The organism is Alkalidesulfovibrio alkalitolerans DSM 16529 (assembly GCF_000422245.1).
Taxonomy (GTDB): domain Bacteria; phylum Desulfobacterota; class Desulfovibrionia; order Desulfovibrionales; family Desulfovibrionaceae; genus Alkalidesulfovibrio; species Alkalidesulfovibrio alkalitolerans.
In genome coordinates this window covers 148,694-174,270 of the sequence record NZ_ATHI01000027.1, presented here as the reverse complement: position 1 = coordinate 174,270, position 25,577 = coordinate 148,694, and the positions used below count along the sequence as shown (strand labels likewise).

The following is a 25,577-nucleotide window of genomic DNA, read 5'->3' as shown; positions in this document are numbered from 1 at the left end:
TTGCCAACCCCGGTGCCGTGTGCTAGGGGGCAGGAAAATTTTTCGGCTGAGGAGCCTGGAGGAAGGAATACCTATGAACGTATCCGCACAAAACGACCACGCGAAGGCGAAAACCCCGATGGACATGGACGACGTCAATTTCGAATCAGCCCTCGAAGATTATCTCAACGCGGACTTCGGCGAGCTTGACGAGGGAACCATCGTCCCCGGCGAAGTCGTGCGCATCGGCAAGGAGTTCGTCCTCGTGGACGTCAACTTCAAGTCCGAGGGCCAGTTGCCCATCGCCGAATTCATGGACCTTGAAGGCAATCTGAACGTCAAGGTCGGTGATCGGATCGACGTCTTCGTGGTCAACAAGAACGAATCCGAAGGAACGATCATCCTCTCGCGCGAACGCGCCAAGCGGATGAAGCTTTTCGATAAGCTCGAAGACGTCATGGAAGGCGAGAAGACCATCACGGGCCGCATCGTGCGCCGCGTCAAGGGTGGCTACACGGTGGACCTGGAGGGTATCGAGGCCTTCTTGCCCGGCTCCCATGTGGACCTCCGCCCCGTGCCCGACATGGACGCCCTGGTGGGCCAGGACTTCGAGTTCCGCGTCCTGAAAATCAACCGCCGCCGCTCCAACGTCATCGTCTCCCGCCGCGTCCTGCTCGAAGAGCAGCGCGAGGGGCTGCGCAAGGAGCTGCTCTCCACCCTGGCCGAGGGCCAGGTGGTCTCCGGCAAGGTCAAGAACGTCACCGAGTACGGCGTGTTCGTGGACCTGGGCGGCCTGGACGGCCTGTTGCACATCACGGACATGTCCTGGAAGCGCATCCGTCATCCCAAGGAAATGGTCCAGCTCGGCCAGGAGCTCGAACTCAAGGTACTTTCCTTCGACCGCGAGACCAACAAGGTCTCCCTGGGCCTGAAGCAGCTCGTGCCTGATCCCTGGGAAAACATCGCGGCCAAGTTCCCCGAGGGTCAGCGTTTCAACGGCAAGGTCACCAATCTGGTGGACTACGGCGCGTTCGTGGAGCTTGAGCCCGGCGTCGAAGGCTTGGTGCACATCTCCGAGATGTCCTGGACCCGCAAGCTGCGCCATCCTTCCCAGATGGTCTCCGCGGGCGAGGAGGTCGAGGTCGTTATCCTGGGCGTGGACCCCGACAAGAAGCGCATCTCGCTCGGCATGAAACAGGTCAAGCCCAACCCCTGGGACATCGTGGCCGAGAAGTACCCCGAGGGTACCATCCTTGAGGGCGTCATCAAGAACATCACCGAGTTCGGCCTGTTCATCGGCATCGAAGACGGCATCGACGGCCTGATCCACGTCTCCGACATCTCCTGGACCAAAAAGGTCCGCCACCCCGGCGAGATGTACAAGGTGGGCGACCCGGTGCAGGCCAAGGTGCTGACCGTGGACAAGGAGAACGAGAAGTTCACCCTCGGCGTCAAGCAACTCGCCGACGACCCCTGGAACCACGTGCCCTCCAAGTACCCGGTCGGCGAGGTCATCACCGGCACCGTGACCAACATCACCGACTTCGGCCTCTTCGTCGAAGTCGAGGAGGGTATCGAGGGTCTGGTCCACGTCTCCGAGATCAGCACCAAGAAGGTCAAGGACCCCGCCGAGCTGTTCAAGGAAGGCGTGCCCATCCAGGCCAAGGTCATCCATGTCAGCGCCGACGAGCGTCGTCTGGGTCTGTCCATCAAGCAGCTCAAGGAAGAGGAGGAGCGCAAGCGGATGAAGGAATTCCGCACCTCCGAGTCCGGCTTCACCCTGGGCGACGTGATGCAGCAGCAGATGGAGGCCGCGACGAACGGCGATGACGGAGACAAAGCCTAGACAACCCTTCAGCCAGAGGCACCCGTTCCTCTTCGGCTTCACGCTCATTCTGGCGGCCATGGTCCTCATGTTGGGGACCATGGCCGCCTTTCGCGTCCTGGTGGGCGGCCAGGACCTCTTCCCGCCCAAGGAGCGCTTCGCCCTGGTGCGGGTTGAAGGGCTGATCGCCGACTCCCGCGAAATCACCGACTACATCGGCCGCATCCGGCGCGACCCCACGGTCAAGGGCGTGGTCGTGCGCATCAATTCCCCCGGCGGAGTGGTTGCGCCAAGCCAGGAGATATTCCGCGCGGTCCAGGAATTGGCTAAAGAGAAGCCCGTAGTGGCCTCCATGGCGTCGGTCGCGGCCAGCGGCGGCTATTACGTGGCCGCCGCCGCGCCGGTCGTCGTGGCCAATCCGGGCACCCTCACGGGCAGCATCGGCGTCATCCTCGAAACAGCGAACCTTAAGGGTCTGATGGAAAAGCTCGGCGTGAGCCACGAGCAAATCGTCAGCGGTCCCTTCAAGGGAGCGGGCTCGCCTTTTTCCGACCTCACCGAGGAGCAGCGCGACTACCTGCGCGCCTTGGTGGAGAACATCCACCAGCAATTCGTGGACGACATGGCCGCGGCACGCTCCATGCCGCGCGAAAAAATGGCCGCGCTCGCGCGCGGGCAGGCCTTCACCGGCCTTCAGGCGCGCGATAACGGCCTCGTCGACCGCCTGGGCGGCCTGGACACGGCCTTCGAACTGCTCAAGGAGCAGACCGGCCTGACCGGCGAAGTGCCGATCATCGAGGGGCCGCCCGAAAAGCGCGTCGGCCTTTTGCGCCAACTTCTCTCCGAACTCATGGTCGAGGCCATGGGGCGGCTCGTCCTTCGCTGATCAGGCTGCTGAAAAAGCCCCATCTGCGGCGTTGCCGCAAAGAACCCAGACCCTCGCGTATTCTTTGATACGCGTCGGTCTTGCCCGGCTCTCGCGCCTTGCCCTCGCGGTTTTTGACGCCTCGCCTGAAAGGCAACGCAACTTGTTGAACAGACAGCAATTTTAGATCGATACGTATCGCCGCCGCACCGACGCGTGCTTTGCCAGCGAAGGCTTCACCGCGAATCACGGGATCCAGGGACTCAGCCCCCTGGCTGAGGAGGTGCAGAAGGAGACAGCGCCTCCTCCTGCGCGCTACAGGGGCGGCGCGGGCTTGTCGCCGAACGAGATCGACGCGATGGCCCGCAGCAGGTCCTCGCGGCCGAAGGGCTTTGCCAGAGCGCCGTCCGCGCCGAGCACCTTGGCGTAGGAGAGGTATTCCAGACCGCCGATTTCGCCGCCCCCGGAGATGGCCAGGATGCGCGGACACGGGGTCATGCGGCGCAGTTCGAGAATGGTTTCAATGCCGTCCTTGGTGGGCATGAATATGTCCACGATGGCGATGTCCGCGGGGCTCAGTCGGTGCTTGGCGAGGGCATCGCGGCCGTTGCTCGCCTCGATCACGTCGTGCCCTTCGGCTTCCAGGTAGCTCCGGATCATGTCGCGCATGATCGCGTCGTCATCGACAACCAGAATGCGGTGCATGCGTCCTCCGCGGGTTATCAGCATGGTTTCGTATTTCGTGCGGGGTGTCGGGGGAGCCTCACGGATTCTCCTCCATGCCACGGAACAGCTCTTCGATGCGGCGTCCTTCCTCCAAGATGATAGACGCGTATTCGTGTTCCGGCGAGGTGGCGTCGAGCGCCCCCACGAGTTTGCGGGCAAAGCCGCCCACGGCCATCAGCGGGTTGCGCAGCTCGTGCGCCATGGCCTCAAGCGTGTCGCGCGCGACCGCCACGTCAAGGGTTTCGCGCGAGGGCAGCGGCGCGGGCGCGGCCTCGCGCAGCATGTCGCGGAAGACGCGCGTGGCCTTGCCCAGGAGTTCGTTCAATCCCTGGCGCGCATCGGCGTCCATAAGGATGTGCTCGGCCACGCCACGCAAGGTTTGCAACGAGGCGATGACCAGATCTTCCACCAAGGCTTCGTCGGCGTCGAGCAGTTCCTGGGCCGTGAGCAGGAAGGCGTGGATGTCCTCGCGTTCGCCGAAGCACAGGTCGGAGAAGAGATCTGCGACGTGCAGAAAACGGCGGGTGGGCGAGCTTAAAGGGGTTGCAGGCCCTTTTGCCGCCTCCTCCAGCACCTGGATCGCGTGGCCGGGCAGCCCCCATGCGCGCAGCATTCGCGCGCTCAGGGCGTAGCGTTTCTCTGGAGAGGGCTCGCTTGGCGCAAGCAGCCCTCCTGCTTCCAGGAGAAATCCGAGCAAGGCAGCCTGACCACAGGCGCAGGGAGCGAAATAGTCCTCCAGGGCGTCGGCCACGACGCTGCGGCACAACGCTCGCCGCCAATACTCGTTGACCCCGGGGGGCCTGCCCGTGATCTCGTGCATGCGTCGGCTCAGCGCATGGACGGCGGCCCATTTGCGTGCGAAGGCGAAGCCGGTGCGCACCACGGCCTGCGGCAGCGTGGCCGGTGCTCCGCCGAAGCCGAAGGCATTGCCGCGCGCGGCCTTGAGGAAAAGCGAAACAGCCTGCTCGTCCCTGGCCAGCGTTTCGACCAGCTCCCGGGCCGTGGCCGAAGGGTCGAAGCACAAGATCACCAGTCGCGTCTCATGGGGCGAGAGCGAGGGTATAGGGGGGGCCGAGATGGGCTGCGCCATGCGCGATACTGCCTCCGGTTTACTACCGAATAGCGCAGGCAGGGTGCGTCTTCAAGAAATTAAGAACTATTTTCGGAGCAAAAGCGCCACGCTTTCCACGTGGTGGGAGTGAGGAAAGAGATCCACAGGTGTGACGCGGGCGAGTCTGTAGGCCAGGGACAGGCGGCCGACGTCGCGGGCCAGGGTGGCCGGATTGCAGGACACGGCTACGATACGCTCGGGCGAAAGGGCCATGAGTCGCGCGACCACGGCCTCGTCGAGACCTGCGCGGGGCGGATCGGCCAGGACCGCGCCGGGCCGGGGCAACCCCGGACCGGCCAGCGTCTTGGCCAGATCTCCGGCCACGAAGCGGACATTTTGAAGGCCAAGGCGCTTTGCATTGGCCCTCGCGTCGGCCACGGCCGGGCCGTAGACCTCGAAGCCGACCACCTCCTCGGCCTCCCGCGCCAGGGAAAGGCCCAGGAGCCCCGCGCCGCAGCAACAGTCGTAGAGTGTCTCCGCGCCGGTGAGCGCGGCCTCGCGGCGCACGATTTCAACCAGCTTTTCCGCGGCCAGGGTGTTGGTTTGGAAGAAGGATTCGGCGGAAAGCTCCCAGGTGAGCCCGGCGCAGTTCTCGATGAAACGTGATCCGCCCCAGATCGTACGCAGGCTTTCGGAAAGGGCAACCTGCGGCCGCTTGGTCCGAATGCCCCATACCACGCCGCCGAGCGTCTCACAGACGCCGCCCAAGGCGTCGGTCAGGCGGCGCACGGCCTGCTCGCTTTTGGGATTCGCCGCTGTGATGACGATAGCCACCACCTGCCCCGCAAGATTGCGTCTCAGCACCAGGAAGCGCCAAAAACCCCGGCCCGTTGCGGGATCGTAGGCGGGCAGGCCGGACGAGGCGGCCGCCTCGCGGGCGGTTGCAAGCAGCGCGCCCGCGTCGCCCGCCATCAGGCCGCATTGGAGGATGTCCACCACTTCGTCGCCCTGGCCGCGCGGCCGAAGCCCGAGCCGGAGCGCGCCGCGTGCGCCGAAGAAGGCGAACTCCATCTTGTTGCGGAATCCCCGCGTCAGCGGTGAAGGGACGGTCTCTTCGACTGGCGCGTCGGCGATGCCGCCCAGCCGTTCCAAGGCCTGGGTCACCTGGGTCCGCTTCCAGGCGAGCTGGCGCCCGTATTCCAGATCCTGGAAATCGCAGCCGCCGCAGACGCCGAAATGGGGGCAGAAGGGTTCGACCTGACCCGGCGCGCGTGAAAGGACGTTCACCACGCGGGCCTCGGCGTGACGGCGGTGCAGCCGTTCGATGACGGCCTCGACCCGTTGTCCGGGCAGGGCGTGATCCAAAAAGACCGCCATGCCTTCGACGCGGGCCACGCCCCGGCCGCCGTCGGCCAGGGACTGCGCCTCGCACTCGATGCGCTGTCCCACGTCCAGGACGCGCCCTCCGGCCGCAGCCGTTTCGGCGGATGCGCGGCCCTTTGCGTCCGCTCGGGAGTCCGGGCCAAGGCGAACGCCCTTTGTTTCCGCTCCCTGGTTTTTGGGGCGGGGCGCGAACGGGCTCTGGCGCGGATTCTTTCCCATCAGTCTACCACAGAACCGCGCGCACCGCGTTGCCGATGGTCTCGGCGTCGGCCTCCGTGAGCCATGGATGCATGGGCAGGCTGACCACCTCGCGCGAGGCCTTTTCGCTGTGTGGCATGTCGCCTTCCCGGTAGCCCAGGTGGGCGAAGACCGGCTGCTGGTGTAGGGGAATGCGGTAGTAGACCATGGTCGGCACGCCCGAGGCCGAAAGGCCGCTCATGAGTTGCTCGCGGCGGTCGGTGCGTACGGTGTATTGCGCGTAGGCGCTGAAGTAGCCATCCGGAATCACGGGCGTCTCCACGAGACCGGAGAGGCGCTCGGTGTAGCGCGCGGCCGCGACTTGGCGAAGCTCCAGTTCCTCGGGGAAGATTTCGAGCTTGGGCAGCAGGATGGCTGCCTGCAGGGTGTCCAGCCTGGCATTGAGCCCCACGGCCACGTTCTCGTACTTGTCCGAACCCTGGCCATGGACGCGCAGCGAGATGAGCTTTTCGTGCAGCGCCTCGTCGTCGGTGAAGATCGCGCCGCCGTCGCCGTAACAGCCAAGCGGTTTGGCCGGGAAAAAGCTTGTGGCCGCGCACAGGCCGAAGGAGCCCGCGCGCTTGCCGTTGACGGCCCCACCGAAGCCCTGGGCCGCGTCCTCGATGATGGGCAGGCCGTGGGCGGAGGCCACGGCCTCGATGGCCGCGTAGTCGGCGGGCAGGCCGAAAAGGTCCACGGGAATGACTGCGCGTGGGGTCAGGGACTCGTAGCCCTTGGGCAGCGGGTGCAGAGCGGGGTCGTTTTGCAAGAGGGCGTGGACGGCCCGCTCAAGCGCGGCCGGGTCCATGTTGTAGGTCGCGGGGTCGATGTCCACGAACACGGGGGTGGCCCCGAGCAGGGCGATGACCTCGGCCGTGGCGTAGAAGGAGTAGGCCGAGGTCAGGACCGCGTCGCCGGGGCCCACGCCCAGGGCCATGAGCGGCAGCAACAGGGCGTCCGTGCCCGAAGAGCAGGAGAGGCAAAAGCGCGTGCCCGCGAATGCCGCCAGCTTCTCTTCCAATTCCCGTATCTCCGGCCCCATGATGTACTGGCCATGGGCCAGCACGGCGTCCATGCGGCGGCGGATCTCTGGTTCGAGGCGGGCGAACTGGGATTTGAGGTCGATGAAGGGAATGCTCATGCGCTGCTCCTTGGGCGGGCCGGATGCCGGGGCTTGTACATCCGGGGCGGGCAAACCACAAGACGGCCTGCCCCAGGCCGCTGAAAAAGCCCCATCTTCGGCGTTGTGCGAAAGCGCCGACCCCTCGCCTATTCTTTACTACGCGTCGGACCTGGCGTTTTTGTGCGGCCTCGCTTGAGATTTTTTGAACGGCCCGGGAATAGAGCGTTCCGTCAGCCCAAATGTCGTTCCCGTTGTAAATACCCATGGGTCCCAGGGGTTTGGCGCGCAAAGGGGCACGTTCGTTCAGTGTCACCCCCCGGGAATGCGCCCAGGCGACCTTTTTTTGCTGCCCCGGCGTTTGCAATTTGCCCCGCCTGGGGCTACTTTCCGCCCCATCGCGATTGCCGGGAAAACGGATGAAGGCCCAACTGACCAACAGAAATTTCTGGCTCATGCTGGCCGCCGACGCCGCCCTGTTCGCCCTGTCCTTGTGGCTGGCCTTCCTGGTCCGCTTCGAGTTCGGCCTGCCGCCCTATTACGAGGCGCAGTTCAAAATCCTGCTGCCGGTCTTCGTGCCCGTCAAAATCACCTGCTATTGGTTTTTCGGCCTCTATCGGGGCATGTGGCGCTTCACGAGCTTCTATGAGATCGGACGACTGGTGCAGGCCGCAATCATCTCGCTCGTCCTGCTCACTGTTCTGGTGCTTTTCTGGAAGGGCTTCACCGGCTTTTCACGGGCCGTGTTTCTGCTCGACTGCATGCTGACCGTGGCCCTCACCGCGGGGCTGCGCCTCGCCATCCGCCGCTCCTTCGAGCATGGTTCCGAATCCCTGACTCAGGCGTTGCAAAGCGTCATGAGCTTTTCTAAACGGGGCAAGGGGCGTAAAAGGGTGATGATTCTCGGCGCGGGCTCGGCCGGTGAGCAGATATTCAGGGAAATGGTCCGGAACACGGCACTTGGGCTCGTGCCCGTGGGGTTTCTTGACGACGATCCGGCCAAGCTGGGCCGACAGGTGCATGGCGTGCCCGTGCTCGGCCCGGTGGACGATCTGGGGGAACTGGCGGCCGCACGGCGGGCCGACGAGGTGGTCATCGCCATGCCTTCGGCCACGGGCGCGCAGATGCGCCGCGTGGTCGAAACCTGCGAACGGGCCGGGGTTCCCTTCAAGACCGTGCCCGGCATGGCGTCGCTCATCGGCGGGAACGTGCGCATCGCGGATCTGCGGGAGGTCGATTTCGCGGACCTCCTCGGCCGTGAACCCGCGGACCTCCAGGTCGAGCGCATCAGTGGCTATCTCACGGGCAAGACCGTGCTTGTGACTGGCTGCGGCGGTTCCATCGGCTCGGAGCTGACGCGCCAAATCGCGCGCTTCAATCCGGGCCGGCTCGTGCTCATGGACGCGGGCGAATACAACCTCTACTCCATCGAGATGGAGCTTCGGCACGTCTTCGGATTCACGAACTATGTCGCCGTACTCGGCCGGGTGCAGGACAGGGAGCTACTCACCCGCGTCTTTTCGGAGCACAGGCCCGACGCCGTTTTCCACGCCGCGGCCTACAAACACGTGCCGCTGGTCGAGAAGAATCCCTGGCAGGCGGTGGACAACAATATCGTGGCCACCAGGGCGCTCATCGAGACCGCCGTCGCCCACAGGGCCGAACGTTTCGTGCTCGTCTCCACGGACAAGGCCGTGCGCCCCACCAACGTCATGGGAGCCTCCAAGCGGGTCACGGAACTCATCATGCAGGCTCTGACCGGCAGCGGGACGAAATTTATGGCCGTGCGCTTCGGCAACGTCATCGGCTCCTCGGGCTCGGTCATCCCGTTGTTCATGGAGCAGATCAAGCGCGGCGGCCCCGTGACAGTGACTCACCCCGATGTCACACGCTATTTCATGACCATCGCCGAGGCCGCGCAACTCATTTTGCAGGCCGGCGCCATGGGCGCGCAGGGCGACCTCTTTCTGCTCAAGATGGGTACGCCCGTGCGCATCGCGGACATGGCGCGCGACCTGATCCGCCTCGCGGGCAAGGAGCCGGGGGTGGACGTCGAGATATCCTTCACCGGGCTTCGCGAGGGCGAGAAGCTCTACGAGGAACTCATTACCGAAGGCGAGGACGTGGTCCATACCGAACACGACAAGATCATGCTCCTTCGCAACGACAACAATTGGCACGGATACGGCACGCGCGAGGCCTACCGGACCTGGCTGTGGCAGCGGCTGGACGAGCTTCTCCTGCACGCGGCCCGCTTCGACGCCTGCGCCATCAAGCGTGTGCTGGCCGAGGTCGTGCCTGAGTACGCCATGCAGGACGCCGCCTGCGTCATCGGAAACGGCGGGAACACGGAGGATGCGGCATGAGGGTCACGGTTTTCGGCGGGTCGGGATTTCTGGGCTCGCACGTCTGCGACAAGCTGTCGGACGCGGGCCACGAGGTCACGATCTTCGACCGCGCGACCTCGCGCTGGCTTAAGCCCGGCCAGCGCATGATCCTGGGCGACATCCTGGACGAGGCGGCGGTGCGCGAGGCCGTCAGGGGAGCGGAAGCGGTCTTCAATTTCGCGGGTATCGCGGACATCGGCGAAGCCAACGAACTGCCCGTGGAGACGGTCAAGGCCAATATCCTGGGCAACGTCGTGCTGCTCGAAGCCTGCCGCCTGGAAGGCGTGAAGCGTTTCGTCTACGCCTCCACGGTCTATGTCTACAGCGCCTCGGGCGGCTTCTACCGCTGTTCCAAGCAGGCCAGCGAGCTGTACATCGAGACCTACAACGAGAATTTCGGCCTGGAATACACTATCTTGCGCTACGGTTCGCTCTACGGGCCGCGCGCCGACCTGCGAAACGCCATCCATCGCTTCGTGCACCAGGCCATGACCGAGGGCGTGATCCGCTACTACGGCAGTCCAGACGCTTTGCGCGAGTATATCCACGTGGAGGACGCGGCCCTGGCCAGCGTGGACATCCTGAAGCCCGAGTTCGCCAACGCTCGTGTGGTGCTCACGGGGCATCAGGCCATGCGTGTGGGCGACGTGATGAAGATGATCGGCGAGATCCTCGGCGGCGAGGTGCGCTTCGAGTTCTTCTCCGAGAAAAGTTCCGCCCATTACGAGATCACGCCCTACTCTTTCAGTCCGCGCATGGGCCGAAAATACGCGCCGCCGTTGCACATGGACCTGGGCCAGGGCGTCTTGCGGGTCGTGGAGGAGATGCACCGCGACATCCATCCCGAGTTGCAAAACCGCGATGGGGTGCTGGTCAGGGACGACCAAGGCTCCTGAAAGCGCGATTCGCCCTTTTGGGGCGCGCGTGCAGACCATGACGTTTTTTCCTGCCGTTCCATGGTCTTGCCATGACGCGAGGCAGGGCCTATCCTCCTGCCTCAAGCACGAAAAAAGGATATACATACCGCAATGGGCAAATTCAGCATACCGGAGTACCGGGTCCATGTGGACCAGCTCCAGCCGGGCGTCTTCATCAAGCTCGACGGGGCTTGGTTCAACCACCCGTTCCTCTTCAACAAGTTCAAGATCAAGTCCGAGGAACAGATCCGTACCCTCAAGGAGAGCGGTGTGGAGGAGGTCATCTGCGTCCCGGCCAAATCCGACCGCCTGCCCGACGCGCCCAAGGCCGCCAAGCCGTCCGAACAGGGACCCAAGGTCAAGAAGCAGCCCGATCCGGCCCTGGAGAAGATGTGGGCCATCAAGAAGGAGCGCATCGAACGGTTGAAGCAGAAGCGTGAGGAGATCAGACGCTGCGAGGAGAACTACCGCAAGTCGCTGGCCGCCGTGCCCGGGATGATGACCGGGATCATGGCCGGCTCGGGCGAGGCCGTGCAGAATGCCCAGGCGCTCGTCTCGGACATGGCGGACGTCTTTTTGGACGAGCGTGACGCCGTGGTTCATCTTATGGACTCCAAGGCCACGGACGAGGGGCTGTTCTACCACTCTTTGAACGTGGCCGTGCTGGGCATGATGCTTGGCCGCGAGTTCGGCCTGTCCCCCGAGGACCTCAAGGCGCTCGGCCTTGGGGCCATGTTTCACGACATCGGCAAGAACAAGATCGAGAAGAAGATCCTGCGCAAACCCACGCACACCAAGGCCGAGATCCAACTCATCCAGATGCACCCCAAATACGGCGTGGAGATTGCGGTCAAGGCGGGCGGCTTCACGGACCCCGCGCTGCGGGTCATCTACCAGCACCACGAGCGTATGGACGGCTCGGGCTACCCCATGCACCTGAAGGGGGCGAAGATAGCGGTAACGGCCCGCATCGCGGCCATCTGCGACATCTACGACAACTTGGTCAACCACCCGGATCAGACCAAGGCCGTTACGCCGTACCAGGCCATGGCCGCCATGTTCGGCAAGATGAAGACCAAGCTCGACATGCAGGTCTTCGCGAGCTTCATCCGCTGCCTGGGCATCTACCCGCCGGGAACCATCGTCCAGCTTTCCAACGAGATCATCGGGCTCGTCATCGCGGTCAACCAGCGAAACCCGCTCAAGCCGTCGCTTCTGATCTACGATCCCGAGGTGCCGCGCGACGAGGCCATCATCTTCGACATGGAGGAGGACCCCGACCTCTCGGTCGTCAAGTCCATCCACCCCACGCACTTGCCCAAGGAGATATTCACCTACCTGAACCCCAGGGCCAAGGTCGGCTACTACATGGACAACGCGGGCGAGTCCCGCTCCAAGTAGTCGCCGCGCCCGGCGAACCGCCCCTTGTACCCCGCCCGCCGCGCGTGACTCCCGCGCCGGACTTGCCATTGCCGCCGCCACGGGTCACAATGCCCTTCGCTGAAACGACCTCAACGGCGCAAGGAGCACCGCATGGCCGCGCGCGGCAAATCCACCACCAAGGCCACGACTTCTCCGGCGGCCTCGTCGGCCCCGGTCGATCACGACACGACCATCCCCCGCCTGGGCGCGGGCGCGTTCGACAACCCGCTCGGCTACTGCCGCTTCATGGACGACGCGGCGCGGGTGCGCATCGAACTGACCGACGAGGAGGTCTCCGGGCTTTCGGGCAACGAGGACCTGGCGCTTTCCTTCGAACTGGCCGGGCCGCGCGCGAAGGTCTTCTTCAACCCCAAGAAGACCAAATGTGCCATCGTCACCTGCGGCGGGCTGTGCCCCGGCATCAACGACGTCATCCGCGCCATCGTCATGGAGGCCTACCACGCCTACGACGTGGCCGCGTGCTTCGGCATCCGCTTCGGTCTGCAAGGCTTCATCCCCCGCTACCACCACGACATCATGGAGCTCACCCCGGACAGCGTGACCGACATCCACGAGTTCGGCGGCACCCTGCTCGGCTCGTCGCGCGGGCCGCAACCGCCCGAGGAAATCGTGGACGCGCTGGAGCGTATGAACATCGGCATCCTCTTCGTCATCGGCGGCGACGGCTCCATGAAGGCGGCCGCGGCCATCCAGGCCGAGGTCGCGCGGCGGGGCCTCTTGGTCTCGGTCGTCGGCGTGCCCAAGACCATCGACAACGACGTCAACTTCATCACCCGTTCCTTCGGCTTCGACACCGCCGTGGAGCAGGCCACGCGCGCCATCCGCTCGGCCCACACCGAGGCCCTGGGCGCGCTGAACGGCATCGGCATGGTCAAGCTCATGGGGCGGCACTCCGGCTTCATCGCCGCCCAGAGCGTACTGGCCCTCAAGGAAGTGAACTTCGTCCTGATCCCCGAATACCCCTTCGAACTGCACGGCGAGAAAGGCCTTCTCAGCGCCCTGACGCAGCGCCTCACCTCCCGCCATCACGCGGTCATCGTGGTCGCCGAGGGCGCGGGCCAGCACCTGGTGCGGGCCTCGGGCGAGCGCGACGCCTCGGGCAACCTCAGGCTGCCCGACATCTGCGGCCTGTTGCGCTCGGCCATCGACGAGCACCTGAACACGGCCAATGTCCCCTACACCCTCAAGTTCATCGACCCAAGCTACATCATCCGCTCGGTTCCGGCCAACGCCAACGACCGCGTCTATTGCGGCTTTCTGGGACAGAACGCGGTGCACGCGGGCATGGCGGGCAAGACGGGCATGGTCGTGGCCAGGGTGCAGGACCGCTACGTGCATCTGCCCTTCCACCTCGTGACCTCGGCCCAGAAACGGCTCAACATCCGCTCCGACTACTGGCGCGCGGTGCTGGAATCCACGGGCCAGCAGCACCTGGGGCCTGACCTTTCCGAATGCCCCCTCCCCGGCGAGGCGTGAAAAATATGTGACTACGGCCTTGCCGCGAATGCGCCGGGGGCGGTTTGGGCCGCGCGCAGCACGGCGTCGAGCGGTCGGCCGAGCAGGAAGCGCAGGAGCGGCGGGGAGAGGTCGCGTTCGGCCAGGGTCGCGCGCAGCGAGCGGTCGAAGGCCAGCATCTCGTCGAGGAGGGCATGCGCCATGCCGTGCTCGCGCGAAAGAGCCAGGGCCTCGGCCATGGGGCAGCGTTCCTCGTGCAGGCGCACTATTTCGGCCAGGGCGCTTTCGGGTGGCAGAATGTCCAGCCGCGTCAGACGGCCCGAGGCGTAGGCGTTTTCCAGGGCCGAGGTGTCGCGGCAGTCGAGCAGTCGGCATTCGAGCGGCCGCGAGGCGTAGATGCCGCAGCCTTGTTCCGTGAGAAAGATGCAGTCCCAGCGCCCGGCCTCGGGATTAAGGCTCGCGAGCTTGACGATTTCGGCCGCAAGGGGCCGCACGGCCTGAGCGGGCTGGTCGAAGGCGGGCTCGCCTGCGCGCAGGGTCATGAGATCGGCCAGGGCGAAGGCCGTTCCAACGAGGTCCAGATCCTGCTCGTGCAGGGCCGGGCCTGCCGCACGGCAGCAGGCGGCGCAGCGGCGACAGGTCACGCGGGGCCGTCCGTGCGGCATACGGCCCTGACGTGCGCCAGGCAGTCGTTGTCCATGTGGGTCACGTGGCCGAGCACAGCGTCGGCGCACCATGAGGCGCGGCCCGATTTGGCGTCCGCGCTCCACAGCCGCTTCTGGCGGTGGTCGAAGAGCGGATCGGCGCAGTAGGCGTCGGCCCCGTCGCCGCGCCGGATGATGAGGCAAAGCTCCTCCACTGTGGGCAGCCGCCAGCCCGAACGGCCCGCGAAGCGCGTCTCGTTTAGTTTGGCGCAGTACTCTTCGGCCTCAAAGCGCGTGAGAAGCTGCGGGCTGCCGCCCTGCTGCCAGCACAGGCCGTTGGCCGCGTCAACGACCAGCCGCGCGCCGTCGCGGCGCAAAAGCTTCAGTTCGGGTATTGGTCCGGGCAGGGGCCGCCACAGGCTGTCCAGGGGAAAGGCCTGGCTGGCCTCGGAGGCCGCGACCTTGCGCGGGGTCTCGCGCGGGCGCACGTTCGCCGCGTCGGCTCGAAGCGGCTCCTCCTCGGCCAGGGAGCACGCGCCGCGCATGGCCGCACGCCAGTCGTCCAGGGCGTCGGAAAGGGCCATCTGCATGTCCTCGGCGCTCGAAAAGCGCCGTTCCGGCTCGGGATGGACCGCGCGCGGCAGGAATTCGTCAAAGGCATGGAAAAGCTCCGGGGCCAGGGACGAGGGCTTGCGGCGCTCGTCGGCCCGCTCGCCGGGCAGGCGGCCCGTGAGCATCCGCCAGCAGATCACGCCCACGGAGAAGAGGTCCGAGCGTTCGGTGGCGCTGTCCGGGTCGGTTTCCTGCTCGGGGGCCGTGTAAAAGGGCGTGCCGATGGCCAGGCCGCCGGGCGTGGCGCGCCTTTCGCCGCGCCTGGCCGAGAGGCCGAAGTCGATGAGTTTGGCGTGCTCCTCGTCGTCGAGCATGACATTGAAGGGCTTGAGGTCGCGGTGCAAAAGCCCCTTGGCGTGCAAAAGCGCCACGCCGTCGAGCGTCTCCAGGGCCAAGCGCGCGGCCGTCTCCACGGGCAGGGCCCGCGCGGGCTCCTCGGCGCGGTAGGACTCGCCCAGGATCACGCCCAGGTTGCGGCAGAAAAACTCCATGCAGTAGAAGGGCCGGCCGCGCGCGTCGTGGTCGAAGTCCGTGACCGCGGCCACGCGCGGATGGCGCAGTCCGCCGATGAGCGCGGCTTCCTCGGTGAACATCCGCCGTACCTCGGTCTCGCCCAGAATCGCGGTCAGGGTCTCGTCCGGGGCCAGGAGCTTGAGCGCCAGCATGCGTCCGGCCACGGGCAGGCGCACCTTGTAGACGCGGCCCATGCCGCCCCGGCCCAGAAGGCCCAGAATCTCGTATTTCCCGATCCTGCGCATGGAAACTTTCCCTGGTCAGCCGTAAAGCCTGTCGGCGTACATGCGCGGCAAGCCGCGCGCCAGGATGCGACGGGCCACCGGGTCGATGTCGTATTCCACGAACCGGAAGTCCACGGTGCGCGCCTGGTGGTCCCACAGCACCCACTTGGCGCGCCGGTCGCCGTCGCGCGGTTGGCCCACGGAGCCGCAGTTGATTATGTGGCGCACGTCCGGCGCAAGGTGAAAGACTCCCGGCTCGGGCCGGTAGCGCCGCACCTCGCCGCCGTCGAAGGTGAAGATGCGCAACTCGTGCGTGTGGCCGCAAAAGCACAATTCCTCGGGAAAACGGCCGAACAGTTCCTCCAGGCGGCCCTCGCGGCTGAACTGGAAGAGATAGGTCGTGACCAGGTCGGGCGGCGCGCCATGCACGAAACGCGCCCCGCCCCGGATGACCACGCGCGGCATGCGCGAAATTTCCTCCAGGCTTTGGGGCGAGAGCAACTCGCGCGTGCGCTCCAGGGCGTGCAGGGCATGGGGGTTGAGGCTCATGGCCTCGTCCGTGAAAAGGAGCGCCTGCTCGTGGTTGCCAAGGCAGGAGGTCGCGCCGCGCGCGGCGAGTTCCTGCACGACCTCGTCGGGATCGGGGCCGTAGCCCACGTTGTCGCCCAGGGTGATGATCTCGTCCGCGCCCGCGCGTTCGACGTCGCGCAGCACGGAGCGCAGGGCCCCGAGATTGCCGTGGATGTCGGAGAGTACTGCCCGGCGCATGGTTCTAGACGCTCAACTGGACCGTGTACCAGCGCCCCTGGCGGTCCACCCGGAGCATGATCGCGGAACGCATGCGGAAAAGCGCCACGGCGCGCAGCCAGTCGTCCGCCGATTGCAGTCGCAGGCCGCCGACCTGGATGATGTGGTCGCCGGGCCGAAGGCCGAGCCGTCCGGCCGGGGAGTCGGGCCGCACTTCGGTGATGCGAAGTCCGCGCGCCTCGGGGGAGCGGGCCACGGAAAAGCCCCAGCGCGCCACGGCCAGTCCGTCGGCCGTCTCGCGGGTGAAAGGGGCCAGGGCGATGTCCTGGGTGCGCACCGCGCCGTCGCGTAGCGTCTCCAGACGCACGCGCTCGCCCCTGGTGTGGGTGCGCAGAAGTTGCAGGTAGTGGAGATGATCCTCAATGGTCACGCCACCCATGCGCAGCACCACGTCGCCCGGCAAAAGCCCGGCCCTGTCCGCGGGCAGATCCCGGTATATCTCGGTGATGACCATGCCCTCGGGCCTGGGCAGGCCGAAATAGCTGGCCGTGGCCTGATCCACGTCCTGTCCGGAAAGGCCGAGCCAGACGTGGGCCACGCGGCCGGTCTCCAGAAGTTCGCCGACCACGCGCGTGGCCTTGTGGATGGGGATGGCGAAGCCGATGCCCTCGGCCCGGGCGATGATGGCCGTGTTGATGCCCACCACCTGCCCCAGCAGGTTGACCAGCGGCCCGCCGGAGTTGCCGGGGTTGATGGCCGCGTCGGTCTGGATGAAGTCGGTGTGCGCGCCCTCGCGGGTGCGGATGGCGCGCCCCACGGCCGAGATCACGCCCGTGGTCACGGTGTGCGAGTAGCCGAAGGGGTTGCCGATGGCGATGACCGTCTCGCCGATGAGCAGATCTTGGGAGTCGGCCACTTGGGCTTGGGGCAGTTCGCCGTCGCCAGCCAGGCGCAGCACGGCAAGGTCGAAATCCGGGTCCGCACCCACGAGATCGGCCTCGTAGGAGCGGCCGTCGAGCAGATGGACCCTGGTCTGCGTGGCCCCGGCGATGACGTGGGCGTTGGTCAGCACCAGCCGCGCCCGGCCGTCGAAAATCACGCCCGAGCCGAGCGATTCGTAACGAAAGCGCTGCCGGGGCATGTCGCCGAAGAACTCTTCGAAAAAGGGGGCCAGTCCCGGCGGCACCTGGCCGAAGGGGCTGACGGTCCGCTCACCCTCACGCACGGTGGTGATGTTGACCACGGACGGCGCGATGGCCTGCACCGCCTGGACCACCGGGGTCAGGCGGGGGTTGTCCGGGGAAAGCGACGCGCCCGCCTGGGGGGCCAGGGCCGAGGCGCTCCGCGGGACGGTCGCGAGGACCGGGCCGAGGACGAGGACGGTGAGCAGAAAAAGGATCGCGCGCATGCCCGCTGCATATCGCCTTTGCAGTCGCAAGGCAAATGGGCGTGAGAAGGACGGACCCGGCCTGCGATGCACAAGGGCGAGGCTAGATACGGCAGTTCGATTCGGCCTCGGCCGTGGCGTCGTTTATCAGGTCGCGCAGGGTCAGGGCGTCGAGCTCGCGCAGCATGCCCTTGGTGGCTGCCGCCCAGACCTTGCGGGTGCTGCATGCGTCGAGCTTGGGACAGGGGTTCTTGCCGCTCAGGCAGTCGGTCAGGTCCAGACCGCCCTCCAGATCACGCACGATGGCGCCGATGGTGATCTCGTCCGGGCTCTTGGCCAGCACGTGGCCGCCCTTGGGGCCGCGCTTGCTCTTGATGTACTTGCCCTTCTTGAGGAGCCTGACGAGCTTTTCCAGGTACTTAACGGGCAGGTCGAGGCGGCCCGAGATGTCCATGACCGTGACCGGGCCGTTGTCGCCGTGCAGGGCGATGTCGAGCAGCATGCGCGTGCCGTATCGGCTACGGGTGGATAACTTCATCTTTGGCTCCTGGTTCCGGGCAAGTCATTTTGATCCGGCAATGACTTCTTCCTAAACGAGAAGCCGAGGTTTGTGAATGGCCGTCCAGCCTTTCTGGACGGAAAAACGACGTGTTTGCGCGGGCTCTGGCAGGCTCAGGCGGGGCGTGAAAATCCCGTGATTGTTGCGCGGGCGGGGCTCTGCCCCGCGCCCGCCGGGGGGATCATCCCCCCGGCCCCCCTGCGGTTCCCGAAGCCGTCTGCGACGGCTTCGGGAAAGCCGGGTCTGGGGCGTTTCACCGCCGCACCGGCGTCGGCTCTGCCAGTGATGGTTTCGCTGCGAATCCAGGGTCCAGGGAACTTTGGGTCAAGCATTCGAGAGTCCGGTGCGCAGGCCGTTCCAAAGGTGCCGGATGCAAGGCGCAAAAAAGCGCCGGGCCCGACGCGTATTACCAATACGCGAGGGATCGGCGCTTTCGCGGCAACGCGGCAGACGGTGCTATTGGGGCGGCCTGCGACCCTGGCGGAGGAGGTCTGGAGGAGGCAGCGCCTCCTCCAGGCAGGCTAGGCAGGGGAATAAAAGCAGCGCTTGGGCGAGATGACCTTGCCTTGTTTCTTCAGGGCGTCGATGGCCTTGGAGACCTCCTTGGAATCCACGCCCAGGGCCTTGGCGATGTCTCCGGGGCGCACCGGCTTTCCGGCGTCCTGCATGGCTTTCAGAACTTTCTCTTCCATGTTGTCCTCCTTGGGAAGCTCGTCCCATGGCAAATGCGGCAGGCCGGGCTCGGTGTCAAGCCGAAGCCCCTTCGACCCCGCCGCCGCACCGTCGTCGGCTCTACCGACGATGGTTTCGATGCGAATCCAGGGTCCAGGGAACATCGTTCCCTGGCGGTTGTGGTCTGGAGGAGGCAGCGCCTCCTCCAGGCAAGCTGGTGACAAGCCTCGTTTCGCAGGCCGCTCCAAATGTGCCGGATGCAAGGCGCAAGAAAGCGCCGGGCCCGACGCGTATTACCAATACGCGAGGGATCGGCGCTTTCGCGGCAACGCGGCAGACGGTGCCTTTGGGGCGGCCTGCACGAGGCCCGAAGGTCAGAGCGACTTCTTGTAGTTGAGCACGAACTCCACGGCTTCGGGCACGCTCGAAACCTTGCCCTCGATCTGGGCCTTGAGCAGCGCGTCGCGGATCATGCCGATGGCCGGGCTGGGCGGCAGGCCCGTGAAGTCCATGATCTCGTTGCCGTTGAGCAGCGGTTCGGACATCTCCTCGGGCGTCTTGGCCTTTTCCAGCATCTTCAGGTTATGATTGAAGTTGGTGTAGTTGCCCTCGCGCGCCTTGATGTCCGCGCGGCTCATCTCGACCAGCCTGGGATATTCCTCCAGCGCCATGAAGCGCCGCGCGCCGCGCTCGGTGAGCATGTACTGGAAGCGCATGTGGTGGCGCACCAGATGGCAGATGAGGTCCACGTCCTCGTTGGGCAGGCGCAGGCCGGTCAGCACCTTGCGCGTGACCTGTGCACCCACGCGGTGGTGCTGGTGGAAATGCCACTTGCCGTCGAAGTATTCGGCCGTGAAGAGTTTGCCCAGGTCATGGAACAGGCAGGCCATGACCCCGTACCAGTCGTAGGGCAACTCCTCGGGGTAGCGGCGCATGACCTCGATGGTGTGTTCGAAGACGGATTCCTCCGCGCCGGCGGCGTTCTTGATGTGGCGCACACGCGTGAGCGCGGCCATCTGCGGGATCAGGCCGTGCAGGAGCATGGAATCGAAGAGCAACTGCACGAACTTCCACAGGTTTTCGGCCTCGACCTTGCGCCATTCGTCCATGATGTCCGAGGGCGGCACGTAGTCCAGGATGCGCTGGGCCGAACGCACGATGGCCACCCAGGTGTTCTCCTCGACGGGCAGGTCATAGTTGGCCGCAAAGCGCAGGGCGCGCACGCCGTAGAGCAGGTTGCGCTTGAGCGTCAGGGTGGGTTCGCCCGTGAGCCGGATGCGGCCCTCGCTCATGTCCGCGAAGCCTTCGTAAAGGTCGGCGGCCTTGGGGATGTAGGGGCAGGCCAAGCTCGTCTTGTCCTTGCGGCGCAGGGCCATGCGCGATTCGAGCCGGGCGGTGGTGCGCACAAGCAGGGCTTCGGGGTGCGCGGTTTCGAGCTGGTTCACTTCATGGAAGAGAAACTTGGTTCCGCCCTCCTTGATGACCGCGATCTCGCCCGGCAGGTCCGAGGTGCCTGCGTTGGGGAATATCTTGACCAACTCCTCCCAGGGCATGTCCGTGGCGATGTCCACCTCGCGTTCGCCGTCCAGTCGCTCCAGCTCCTGCTGAAAGCGGGCGTTGATGACGTAGGCGTCGTACCCGTTGCGCAGTATGGTTTTGCAGATGGCGACGGCATCCTTGAAGGGCTGCGTCATGCTCGTGTCTCCTTGACTGGCGTGCGTCGGGAAGTCGTGCTCCCCCGCCTGGCTTTCGTATAGCAGAAGCTGCTTGAGAAAAAAAGGACTTGCTTCGAGGCCGTCCAGAAAGCCTCGTATTCGTGTCGTGCTCAGCCCCTGCGGCCGGCCGGGGCGGACGCGGGCGGCAGGGCCGTGCGCCACAGCCACAGGCCGAAGAGGATCATGGGCAGGGAGAGAGCCTGGCCCATGGTCAGCCAGCCGAAAGCCAGATAGCCCAGGTGCGCGTCGGGTTCGCGCACGAACTCCACGGCGAAGCGCGACGCGCCGTAGATCATCAGGAAGAGGCCCGAGGCGCTCTTCATGGGCCTGGGCTTGGCCGACCACCACCACAGCACCACGAAGAGCAACAGCCCTTCGAGCGCCGCCTCGTAGAGCTGCGAGGGATGGCGCGGCATGAGCCCGGCCAGGGGGTCGCGGAAGATCACGCCCCAGGGCAGGTCCGTGGGCCGTCCCCAGAGTTCGCCGTTGATGAAGTTGCCGATGCGGCCGAAGAATATGCCGATGGGCGCGAGCGGGCAGACGAAGTCCGTGACCGCGAAGAAGGGGACGCGGTGCTTGCGGGCGAACCACCACATGCCGAGCACCGTGCCCAGAAGGCCGCCGTGGAAGGACATGCCGCCCCGCCAGACCGCGAAGAGCCGCAAGGGGTCCTGCCACAGGGCCGCGAAGTCGTAGAAGAGCATGTAGCCCACGCGCGCGCCGAGCAGCACGCCAAGCGCCAGATACCAGATCAGGTCGTCCACCTGCGCGGGCGTGACGGGCGAGCCGGGCTTTTTGGCGCGCATGCGGCCAAGGAGCCAGCCGCCGCCGATGCCGACCAGATACATCAGGCCGTACCAGCGGATGGCTAGCGGGCCGAGTTGCACGGCCACGGGGTCTATGTTGGGCTGAAACAGCATTGCCGGTGTCCTCGCGGTGGCTTTTCTACCCGGAGCGGGCGGCGCTGTACAGGGCGAAATCCCGATGCTTGGCTTTTGGATGTTCCCGCGCTGCGCCGTCGAGACCATTGCGGGCCATACGCGAGTAGGGTATGTGGACCGCTGCCCCCTGGACAGGCTGCTCCGGGGCTTTACCATAACCTGCAAGGTCGCTTTCGAGATGAGACGCACATATCCCCGCGCACGTTTTCAGTATGGACGGACCGTGGCCGCCGTCCTGGCGGCGCTGGCCTGCCTTCTGGGCGGCGCGCTTTTGGCCTCGGCCCAGGACGAGACCATGTACCTGGCCGACCCGGCCTTTGCCCCGCGCCAGCGGCCCGGCGTGTTCTTCATGCACGAGAAGCATATGGATCGGGCCGAGTGCACCGACTGCCACCATTTCTACGAGAACGGGACCAACGTCTGGGAACTCGGCATGGAGACCTCCTGTTCGGCCTGCCACGATGCGGCCGACGGCGGCAGGCTCGGGCTGCGCCGCGCCATGCACGGCCAGTGCATGGGCTGCCACGAGGCTAAGGGCGTGGCCTCGCCCGCCGCGCCCGTGATGTGCGGCGAGTGCCACGTGCGCGACAGCGGGGAGGCCAAGCCATGACCACCATGCACGAGTTCTATGAATTCGCCGTGGGGCCGCTGGCCCGCGCCGCCTTCGGCGTCCTGATCATCGGCCTCGCGCTGCGCCTGTGGCGCTACCGCAAGAAGGCCAGGCTCGCCGCCCGGAACCTGCCGCCTGATTTTCGCACCGGCTGGGCCCTGGCCTCCATCGCGCGCTTCCTGCTGCCGCTGAACCGCACGGCCAGGACCAGCCCCTGGACCACGGCGGCGGGGTTCGCCCTGCACGTTCCGCTGCTTCTGACCGCGTTCTTCCTTTCCGGCCACGTGGTGCTCGTGGAGCAGTGGTGGGGCCTCTCCTGGCCGACCATTTCCGATTCCCTGGCCGACGTCCTGACCGTGACGGCCATTGCGGCCGTGGCCTTTCTCGCGGCCAGGCGGCTTTTTCATCCGCCGGTCAAGGGGCTGAGCAGGCCAAGCGACCTGATCGTGCTCGCGCTCGTGGCCCTGCCTTTGGTCACGGGCCTTGCGGCGCACCGGCAGTGGGGCGACTACCCGACCATGCTGACCCTGCACGTGACCAGCGCCTGCGCACTGCTGATCGCCATTCCCTTCACCAAGCTTTCGCACATGGCGCTGTTCTTCGTCTCGCGGGCGGCGACGGGCAGCGATTTCGGCAAGCGGCAGGTGGGGCCGTGGTGATGCCGCGCGTCAAGGAGACGAGATGACGACCATCGACAAGACGAAGCTTTCCCGCGCCTTGGCCTCCAAGGCCAGCGCGAGGCTCGAAATGTGGCTCTCCATCTGCTCGCGTTGCGGGCTGTGCGCCGAGGGTTGCCACTACTACGCCTCCAACCCCAGGACCGAGCACGTCCCGGCCTACCGCATCCAGCCGCTGCTCGACCTGTACCGCAAGCGCGGCAAGGTGGATGCCGAACTGCTGACCGAGTTTCGGGACATCTGGTACGGCACCTGCACCATGTGCCAGCGCTGCACCATGTACTGCCCGCATGGCATCGGCATCGCCCCGCTGGTGCATGCCGCGCGCGGCGTGGCCGTGGCCATGGGGCTCACGCCTCCGGGCCTGGCCAAGGGCCTGGAGAACGCCCTTGAGTTCGGCAACAACCTGGGCATGACCGAGGACGAGTACCTGGAGACCGTGGAATGGCAGCTTGAAGAACTGCGCGAGGAGATGCCCTCGGCCGAGGCGCCCATGGACAAGGCCGGGGCCGAGTACCTGCTGACCTTCCACCCCCGCGACATCAAGTTTTATCCGCAAAATCTCTACAACTACCTCAAGCTCTACAACGCGTCGGGCATCGACTTCACGCTTTCCAGCAAGGGCTGGGACTCGACGAACCTCGGGCTCTTCGCGGGCGACGTGCCCAAGGCCACGGCGCTCGCCAGGAACGTCGTGGAGGCGGCCGAGGCCCTGCGCGTCAAGGCGCTGATAACGGCCGAGTGAGGGCACTCCATGAAGGCCCTCGGGTTCGAGGCGCCACACTGGTTGGGAAGGAAGCTCCCGTTCACGGCCACGCCGCCCATGAAAGTCTGGGCGGACTGCCTGGCCAAGGGTACGCTCAAGCTCAAGCCGGGGTTCCACACCGAACCCTCGACCTTCCAGGATTCGTGCAACTTCATCCGCAACGCCGGGCTGTTCAGGGAATCGAGAAACCTCCTCGCCGTGGTCGCGGCCAACTACCGCGAGATGAACCCGCACGGCAACGCCACCTACTGCTGCGGCAACGGCGGCGGCCAGGCCTTGATGCCCGAGTACAAGCAGGCCAAGCTCGCGGCGCTCAAGGCCAAGGCCGAGTGCATCCGGGCCACGGGCGCGCGGATGGTGGTCGTGGGCTGCCACAACTGCGAGGACGGCATCCTGGAGGCGGTCAAGACCTACGAGGTCGACGCCAAGGTGGAGCTTTTGAGCGCCTACCTGGCCGAGGCAGTCGATCTGGACGACTAGATATCGACGCGGCCCAGGGCGAGGCTGCCCAGAACTTCGGCCAATCCTCGTTCCACGAGCGGCAGGAGCGATCTGGCCGAGACCAGGTCTCCGACCCGCGCGGCGTCTTCCAGGCGTGCCGCGGCTTCGCGGCAGCGTTCCGCGCCCACCGCGCCGCACTCGCCTTTGAGCGAATGGGCGGCGCGCCAGATGGCGTTTGTCTCCCCTGCAGCGAGGGCCTCGCGCAACTCCATGATCCGCTCCGGAGCCACCGAGGCGAACACTCCGTACAATTCCTGGAGTAGTTCCATGTCGCCGCCCACGCGGGCCAGACTGCGCGTCTGTTCGACCACCGGAAGATCGTCGAGATTCATGGGGTCCTCATGGCTTTATGCGCGGCTTGGTCGCTCCGTCTCGTGCGCGGTTGTTTCCGCACGGGCCGGGAGAATGCACGGCCGCGCCCCTCGCGTTTCCCTTCGCGGCCGTAAGGTCAAGGCATTCCGCAATAATTCGGAGTTGTCAACAGGTTTGGAATTCTTGGCGAAACGGGCGTCGGATGACGCTTGGGCAGGAGCATGGTAAAAAAAACGATGAGTGAAGAAAGATACATCCACCCTCTGTGGAGCGGGCAGACCGCGTGTCATGGCGTCTCGGGAGAGCCCATGGGCTGTTTTGGCTCGGGGCAGGACGGCGAGCTCAGGCCGGGGCTGCCATGGCCGTCGCCGCGTTTCGACATGGGTGGAGAGGGCATGGTCATAGATCGGTTGACCAGCCTCGTCTGGACACGCTCAGCCAATCCCCTGGGCTTTCCTTTGCCCTGGGACGAGGCCTTGGCCGCCGTGGCGCGGTGGAATCGACGCGCGCACCTGGGCCGTAACGACTGGCGGTTGCCGAACCGGGCGGAACTCAGGAGTCTTGTCTGCCACGGTTCGCGCAGACCCGCGCTGCCGCCCGGGCACCCGTTCGCGGAAGTCTTCCAGGGTTGGGTCTGGACTTCAACCACGGCGGCCATCGCTCCTGGGCATGCCTGGCGCGTGCATTTGGAGGGAGGGCGAACATTTTACGGCCGCAAGAGCGACGAGGCGATCGTCTGGCCCGTGGCCGGGCAAGGACTCGTGCTGCCGCGCACAGGGCAAGCATTGTGTTTCGATTCTGCCGGACGCGAGATATCCTGCTTAGGGACCGGGCAGGACGGCGAGTCGCAATGCGGCGCCTCCTGGCCCACACCGCGCTTCGCGGAAATCCCGGACGGGGTGCTCGACCGTCTTACCGGACTTGTATGGAGGCGCTCGGCTGACACGTCGGGCGGCCCGGTGGATTTCGCCGGAGCGCTTGCAGCCGCCGCACGCCTGCACGAGCGGACCGGACAAATGTGGCGGCTGCCTTCGATAACGGAGCTCGACTCCCTCACCGACTGTTCCAGGCATTCTCCGGCCCTGACCCTTGGGCATCCCTTCACGGATGTGCGCGATGCCTACTGGTCATCAACTGGCAGCGGTTTCGATCCCTCCTGGGCATTCTGCCTCTATATCGACAAGGGGGCGGTGGGAGTTGGTCACAAGTCGCGCCCGGAGTTTTTCGCCTGGGCCGTGCGCGGTCCGGTCGAAGAGTGGGCGACCGGTCACGGCCGCGACGTTCCGTAACGATTCGGCGCGCGCGATGT

At 65.8% G+C, this 25,577-nt stretch carries 23 protein-coding genes; 10 read left to right on the top strand and 13 right to left on the bottom strand.

All coding sequences use genetic code 11. The features are described from left to right. Nucleotides 1–73: 73 nt before the first annotated feature. Nucleotides 74–1,825, top strand: coding sequence for a 30S ribosomal protein S1 (locus DSAT_RS10365; RefSeq protein ID WP_020887465.1), 1,752 nt, complete (start codon nucleotides 74–76; stop codon nucleotides 1,823–1,825). Then, a complete protein-coding gene (gene sppA, locus DSAT_RS10360) occupies nucleotides 1,806–2,690 on the top strand; it encodes a signal peptide peptidase SppA (protein WP_020887464.1) in 885 nt (294 codons plus the stop codon). Before DSAT_RS10365 ends, sppA begins: the two co-directional genes overlap by 20 nt. A gap of 294 nt (nucleotides 2,691–2,984) precedes the next feature. Here sppA and DSAT_RS10355 read toward each other — a convergent pair whose 3' ends face one another. The 4 genes from DSAT_RS10355 to DSAT_RS10340 all read right to left on the bottom strand — a co-directional run bounded on the left by DSAT_RS10355 (nucleotide 2,985) and on the right by DSAT_RS10340 (nucleotide 7,207). Next, a complete protein-coding gene (locus tag DSAT_RS10355) occupies nucleotides 2,985–3,374 on the bottom strand; it encodes a response regulator transcription factor (RefSeq protein WP_020887463.1) in 390 nt (129 codons plus the stop codon). A 58-nt stretch (nucleotides 3,375–3,432) separates the two neighbouring features. Beyond that, a complete protein-coding gene (locus DSAT_RS10350) occupies nucleotides 3,433–4,485 on the bottom strand; it encodes an HDOD domain-containing protein (RefSeq protein ID WP_020887462.1) in 1,053 nt (350 codons plus the stop codon). 66 nt (nucleotides 4,486–4,551) lie between these two features. Next, entirely contained in the window at nucleotides 4,552–5,895 is a 1,344-nt protein-coding gene (gene rlmD, locus DSAT_RS10345; RefSeq protein WP_040371161.1) for a 23S rRNA (uracil(1939)-C(5))-methyltransferase RlmD, read from the bottom strand. A gap of 157 nt (nucleotides 5,896–6,052) precedes the next feature. Beyond that, nucleotides 6,053–7,207 carry a DegT/DnrJ/EryC1/StrS family aminotransferase gene (locus DSAT_RS10340; protein ID WP_020887460.1) on the bottom strand — a complete coding sequence of 385 codons (1,155 nt, stop codon included), beginning with the start codon at nucleotides 7,205–7,207 and terminating at the stop codon, nucleotides 6,053–6,055. Nucleotides 7,208–7,605: 398 nt separating this feature from the next. Here DSAT_RS10340 and DSAT_RS10335 point away from each other — a divergent pair, with 398 nt between their 5' ends. From DSAT_RS10335 to DSAT_RS10320, 4 genes are all read left to right on the top strand, one after another. Then, the gene (locus DSAT_RS10335; RefSeq protein ID WP_020887459.1) at nucleotides 7,606–9,552 is read left to right on the top strand and encodes a polysaccharide biosynthesis protein; all 1,947 of its coding nucleotides are present in this window, start codon (nucleotides 7,606–7,608) and stop codon (nucleotides 9,550–9,552) included. Further along, a complete protein-coding gene (locus DSAT_RS10330) occupies nucleotides 9,549–10,469 on the top strand; it encodes an NAD-dependent epimerase/dehydratase family protein (RefSeq protein ID WP_020887458.1) in 921 nt (306 codons plus the stop codon). The genes DSAT_RS10335 and DSAT_RS10330 overlap by 4 nt, the downstream gene beginning before the upstream one ends. Before the next feature lie 132 nt (nucleotides 10,470–10,601). Next, nucleotides 10,602–11,891 carry a cyclic di-GMP phosphodiesterase gene (locus DSAT_RS10325; RefSeq protein WP_020887457.1) on the top strand — a complete coding sequence of 430 codons (1,290 nt, stop codon included), beginning with the start codon at nucleotides 10,602–10,604 and terminating at the stop codon, nucleotides 11,889–11,891. Between the two features lie 132 nt (nucleotides 11,892–12,023). Further along, the gene (locus DSAT_RS10320; RefSeq protein ID WP_020887456.1) at nucleotides 12,024–13,409 is read left to right on the top strand and encodes an ATP-dependent 6-phosphofructokinase; all 1,386 of its coding nucleotides are present in this window, start codon (nucleotides 12,024–12,026) and stop codon (nucleotides 13,407–13,409) included. An 11-nt stretch (nucleotides 13,410–13,420) separates the two neighbouring features. Here DSAT_RS10320 and DSAT_RS10315 read toward each other — a convergent pair whose 3' ends face one another. The 8 genes from DSAT_RS10315 to lgt form a co-directional block, all read right to left on the bottom strand. After that, on the bottom strand, nucleotides 13,421–14,032 hold the full coding sequence (locus DSAT_RS10315; protein ID WP_235695940.1) for a YkgJ family cysteine cluster protein: 612 nt from the start codon (nucleotides 14,030–14,032) through the stop codon (nucleotides 13,421–13,423). Then, entirely contained in the window at nucleotides 14,029–15,402 is a 1,374-nt protein-coding gene (locus DSAT_RS10310; protein WP_020887454.1) for a protein kinase domain-containing protein, read from the bottom strand. The genes DSAT_RS10315 and DSAT_RS10310 overlap by 4 nt, the downstream gene beginning before the upstream one ends. Nucleotides 15,403–15,417: 15 nt before the next feature. Beyond that, nucleotides 15,418–16,149, bottom strand: coding sequence for a metallophosphoesterase family protein (locus DSAT_RS10305; protein ID WP_020887453.1), 732 nt, complete (start codon nucleotides 16,147–16,149; stop codon nucleotides 15,418–15,420). 4 nt (nucleotides 16,150–16,153) lie between these two features. Then, entirely contained in the window at nucleotides 16,154–17,536 is a 1,383-nt protein-coding gene (locus DSAT_RS10300) for a trypsin-like peptidase domain-containing protein (protein WP_020887452.1), read from the bottom strand. Nucleotides 17,537–17,618: 82 nt separating this feature from the next. Then, a complete protein-coding gene (locus DSAT_RS10295) occupies nucleotides 17,619–18,053 on the bottom strand; it encodes an RrF2 family transcriptional regulator (RefSeq protein WP_020887451.1) in 435 nt (144 codons plus the stop codon). Nucleotides 18,054–18,595: 542 nt separating this feature from the next. Continuing rightward, complete coding sequence (locus DSAT_RS10290) at nucleotides 18,596–18,766, bottom strand: DUF8462 domain-containing protein (RefSeq protein WP_040371158.1); 171 nt, start codon at nucleotides 18,764–18,766, stop codon at nucleotides 18,596–18,598. A 354-nt stretch (nucleotides 18,767–19,120) separates the two neighbouring features. Then, a complete protein-coding gene (locus tag DSAT_RS10285; RefSeq protein WP_020887449.1) occupies nucleotides 19,121–20,440 on the bottom strand; it encodes an HD domain-containing protein in 1,320 nt (439 codons plus the stop codon). Between the two features lie 131 nt (nucleotides 20,441–20,571). Continuing rightward, nucleotides 20,572–21,381, bottom strand: coding sequence for a prolipoprotein diacylglyceryl transferase (lgt, locus tag DSAT_RS10280; RefSeq protein ID WP_020887448.1), 810 nt, complete (start codon nucleotides 21,379–21,381; stop codon nucleotides 20,572–20,574). Between the two features lie 244 nt (nucleotides 21,382–21,625). Here lgt and DSAT_RS10275 point away from each other — a divergent pair, with 244 nt between their 5' ends. From DSAT_RS10275 to DSAT_RS15900, 3 genes are read left to right on the top strand one after another with little or no spacing between them, the layout of a single operon-like run. Further along, on the top strand, nucleotides 21,626–22,012 hold the full coding sequence (locus DSAT_RS10275) for a cytochrome c3 family protein (protein WP_040371157.1): 387 nt from the start codon (nucleotides 21,626–21,628) through the stop codon (nucleotides 22,010–22,012). Further along, a complete protein-coding gene (locus DSAT_RS10270) occupies nucleotides 22,009–22,671 on the top strand; it encodes a Nitrate reductase gamma subunit (RefSeq protein WP_020887446.1) in 663 nt (220 codons plus the stop codon). Before DSAT_RS10275 ends, DSAT_RS10270 begins: the two co-directional genes overlap by 4 nt. 22 nt (nucleotides 22,672–22,693) lie before the next feature. Continuing rightward, a complete protein-coding gene (locus DSAT_RS15900; RefSeq protein WP_333473919.1) occupies nucleotides 22,694–23,935 on the top strand; it encodes a (Fe-S)-binding protein in 1,242 nt (413 codons plus the stop codon). Here the strand turns inward: DSAT_RS15900 and DSAT_RS10255 are convergent. Then, nucleotides 23,932–24,288, bottom strand: a complete 357-nt coding sequence (locus tag DSAT_RS10255; RefSeq protein WP_020887443.1) for an Hpt domain-containing protein — start codon at nucleotides 24,286–24,288, stop codon at nucleotides 23,932–23,934. The genes DSAT_RS15900 and DSAT_RS10255 overlap by 4 nt on opposite strands. A gap of 216 nt (nucleotides 24,289–24,504) precedes the next feature. Between DSAT_RS10255 and DSAT_RS10250 the strand changes: the two genes are divergently transcribed. Continuing rightward, the gene (locus tag DSAT_RS10250) at nucleotides 24,505–25,557 is read left to right on the top strand and encodes an Lcl C-terminal domain-containing protein (protein ID WP_052167393.1); all 1,053 of its coding nucleotides are present in this window, start codon (nucleotides 24,505–24,507) and stop codon (nucleotides 25,555–25,557) included. Nucleotides 25,558–25,577: the final 20 nt, after the last annotated feature.

Excerpts from the sequence above, each read along its gene's own strand:
- DSAT_RS10340 (WP_020887460.1), bottom strand. The coding sequence starts at position 7,207 with ATGAGCATTCCCTTCATCGACCTCAAATCCCAGTTCGCCCGCCTCGAA.
- DSAT_RS10325 (WP_020887457.1), top strand. The coding sequence starts at position 10,602 with ATGGGCAAATTCAGCATACCGGAGTACCGGGTCCATGTGGACCAGCTC.
- DSAT_RS10305 (WP_020887453.1), bottom strand. The coding sequence starts at position 16,149 with ATGCGCCGGGCAGTACTCTCCGACATCCACGGCAATCTCGGGGCCCTG.
- DSAT_RS10285 (WP_020887449.1), bottom strand. The coding sequence starts at position 20,440 with ATGACGCAGCCCTTCAAGGATGCCGTCGCCATCTGCAAAACCATACTG.
- DSAT_RS10335 (WP_020887459.1), top strand. The coding sequence starts at position 7,606 with ATGAAGGCCCAACTGACCAACAGAAATTTCTGGCTCATGCTGGCCGCC.
- DSAT_RS10250 (WP_052167393.1), top strand. The coding sequence starts at position 24,505 with ATGAGTGAAGAAAGATACATCCACCCTCTGTGGAGCGGGCAGACCGCG.
- DSAT_RS10270 (WP_020887446.1), top strand. The coding sequence starts at position 22,009 with ATGACCACCATGCACGAGTTCTATGAATTCGCCGTGGGGCCGCTGGCC.
- DSAT_RS10320 (WP_020887456.1), top strand. The coding sequence starts at position 12,024 with ATGGCCGCGCGCGGCAAATCCACCACCAAGGCCACGACTTCTCCGGCG.
- DSAT_RS10310 (WP_020887454.1), bottom strand. The coding sequence starts at position 15,402 with ATGCGCAGGATCGGGAAATACGAGATTCTGGGCCTTCTGGGCCGGGGC.
- DSAT_RS10350 (WP_020887462.1), bottom strand. The coding sequence starts at position 4,485 with ATGGCGCAGCCCATCTCGGCCCCCCCTATACCCTCGCTCTCGCCCCAT.
- lgt (WP_020887448.1), bottom strand. The coding sequence starts at position 21,381 with ATGCTGTTTCAGCCCAACATAGACCCCGTGGCCGTGCAACTCGGCCCG.
- DSAT_RS10295 (WP_020887451.1), bottom strand. The coding sequence starts at position 18,053 with ATGAAGTTATCCACCCGTAGCCGATACGGCACGCGCATGCTGCTCGAC.
- DSAT_RS10255 (WP_020887443.1), bottom strand. The coding sequence starts at position 24,288 with ATGAATCTCGACGATCTTCCGGTGGTCGAACAGACGCGCAGTCTGGCC.
- DSAT_RS10300 (WP_020887452.1), bottom strand. The coding sequence starts at position 17,536 with ATGCGCGCGATCCTTTTTCTGCTCACCGTCCTCGTCCTCGGCCCGGTC.
- DSAT_RS10330 (WP_020887458.1), top strand. The coding sequence starts at position 9,549 with ATGAGGGTCACGGTTTTCGGCGGGTCGGGATTTCTGGGCTCGCACGTC.
- sppA (WP_020887464.1), top strand. The coding sequence starts at position 1,806 with ATGACGGAGACAAAGCCTAGACAACCCTTCAGCCAGAGGCACCCGTTC.
- DSAT_RS10355 (WP_020887463.1), bottom strand. The coding sequence starts at position 3,374 with ATGCACCGCATTCTGGTTGTCGATGACGACGCGATCATGCGCGACATG.
- DSAT_RS10290 (WP_040371158.1), bottom strand. The coding sequence starts at position 18,766 with ATGGAAGAGAAAGTTCTGAAAGCCATGCAGGACGCCGGAAAGCCGGTG.
- DSAT_RS10365 (WP_020887465.1), top strand. The coding sequence starts at position 74 with ATGAACGTATCCGCACAAAACGACCACGCGAAGGCGAAAACCCCGATG.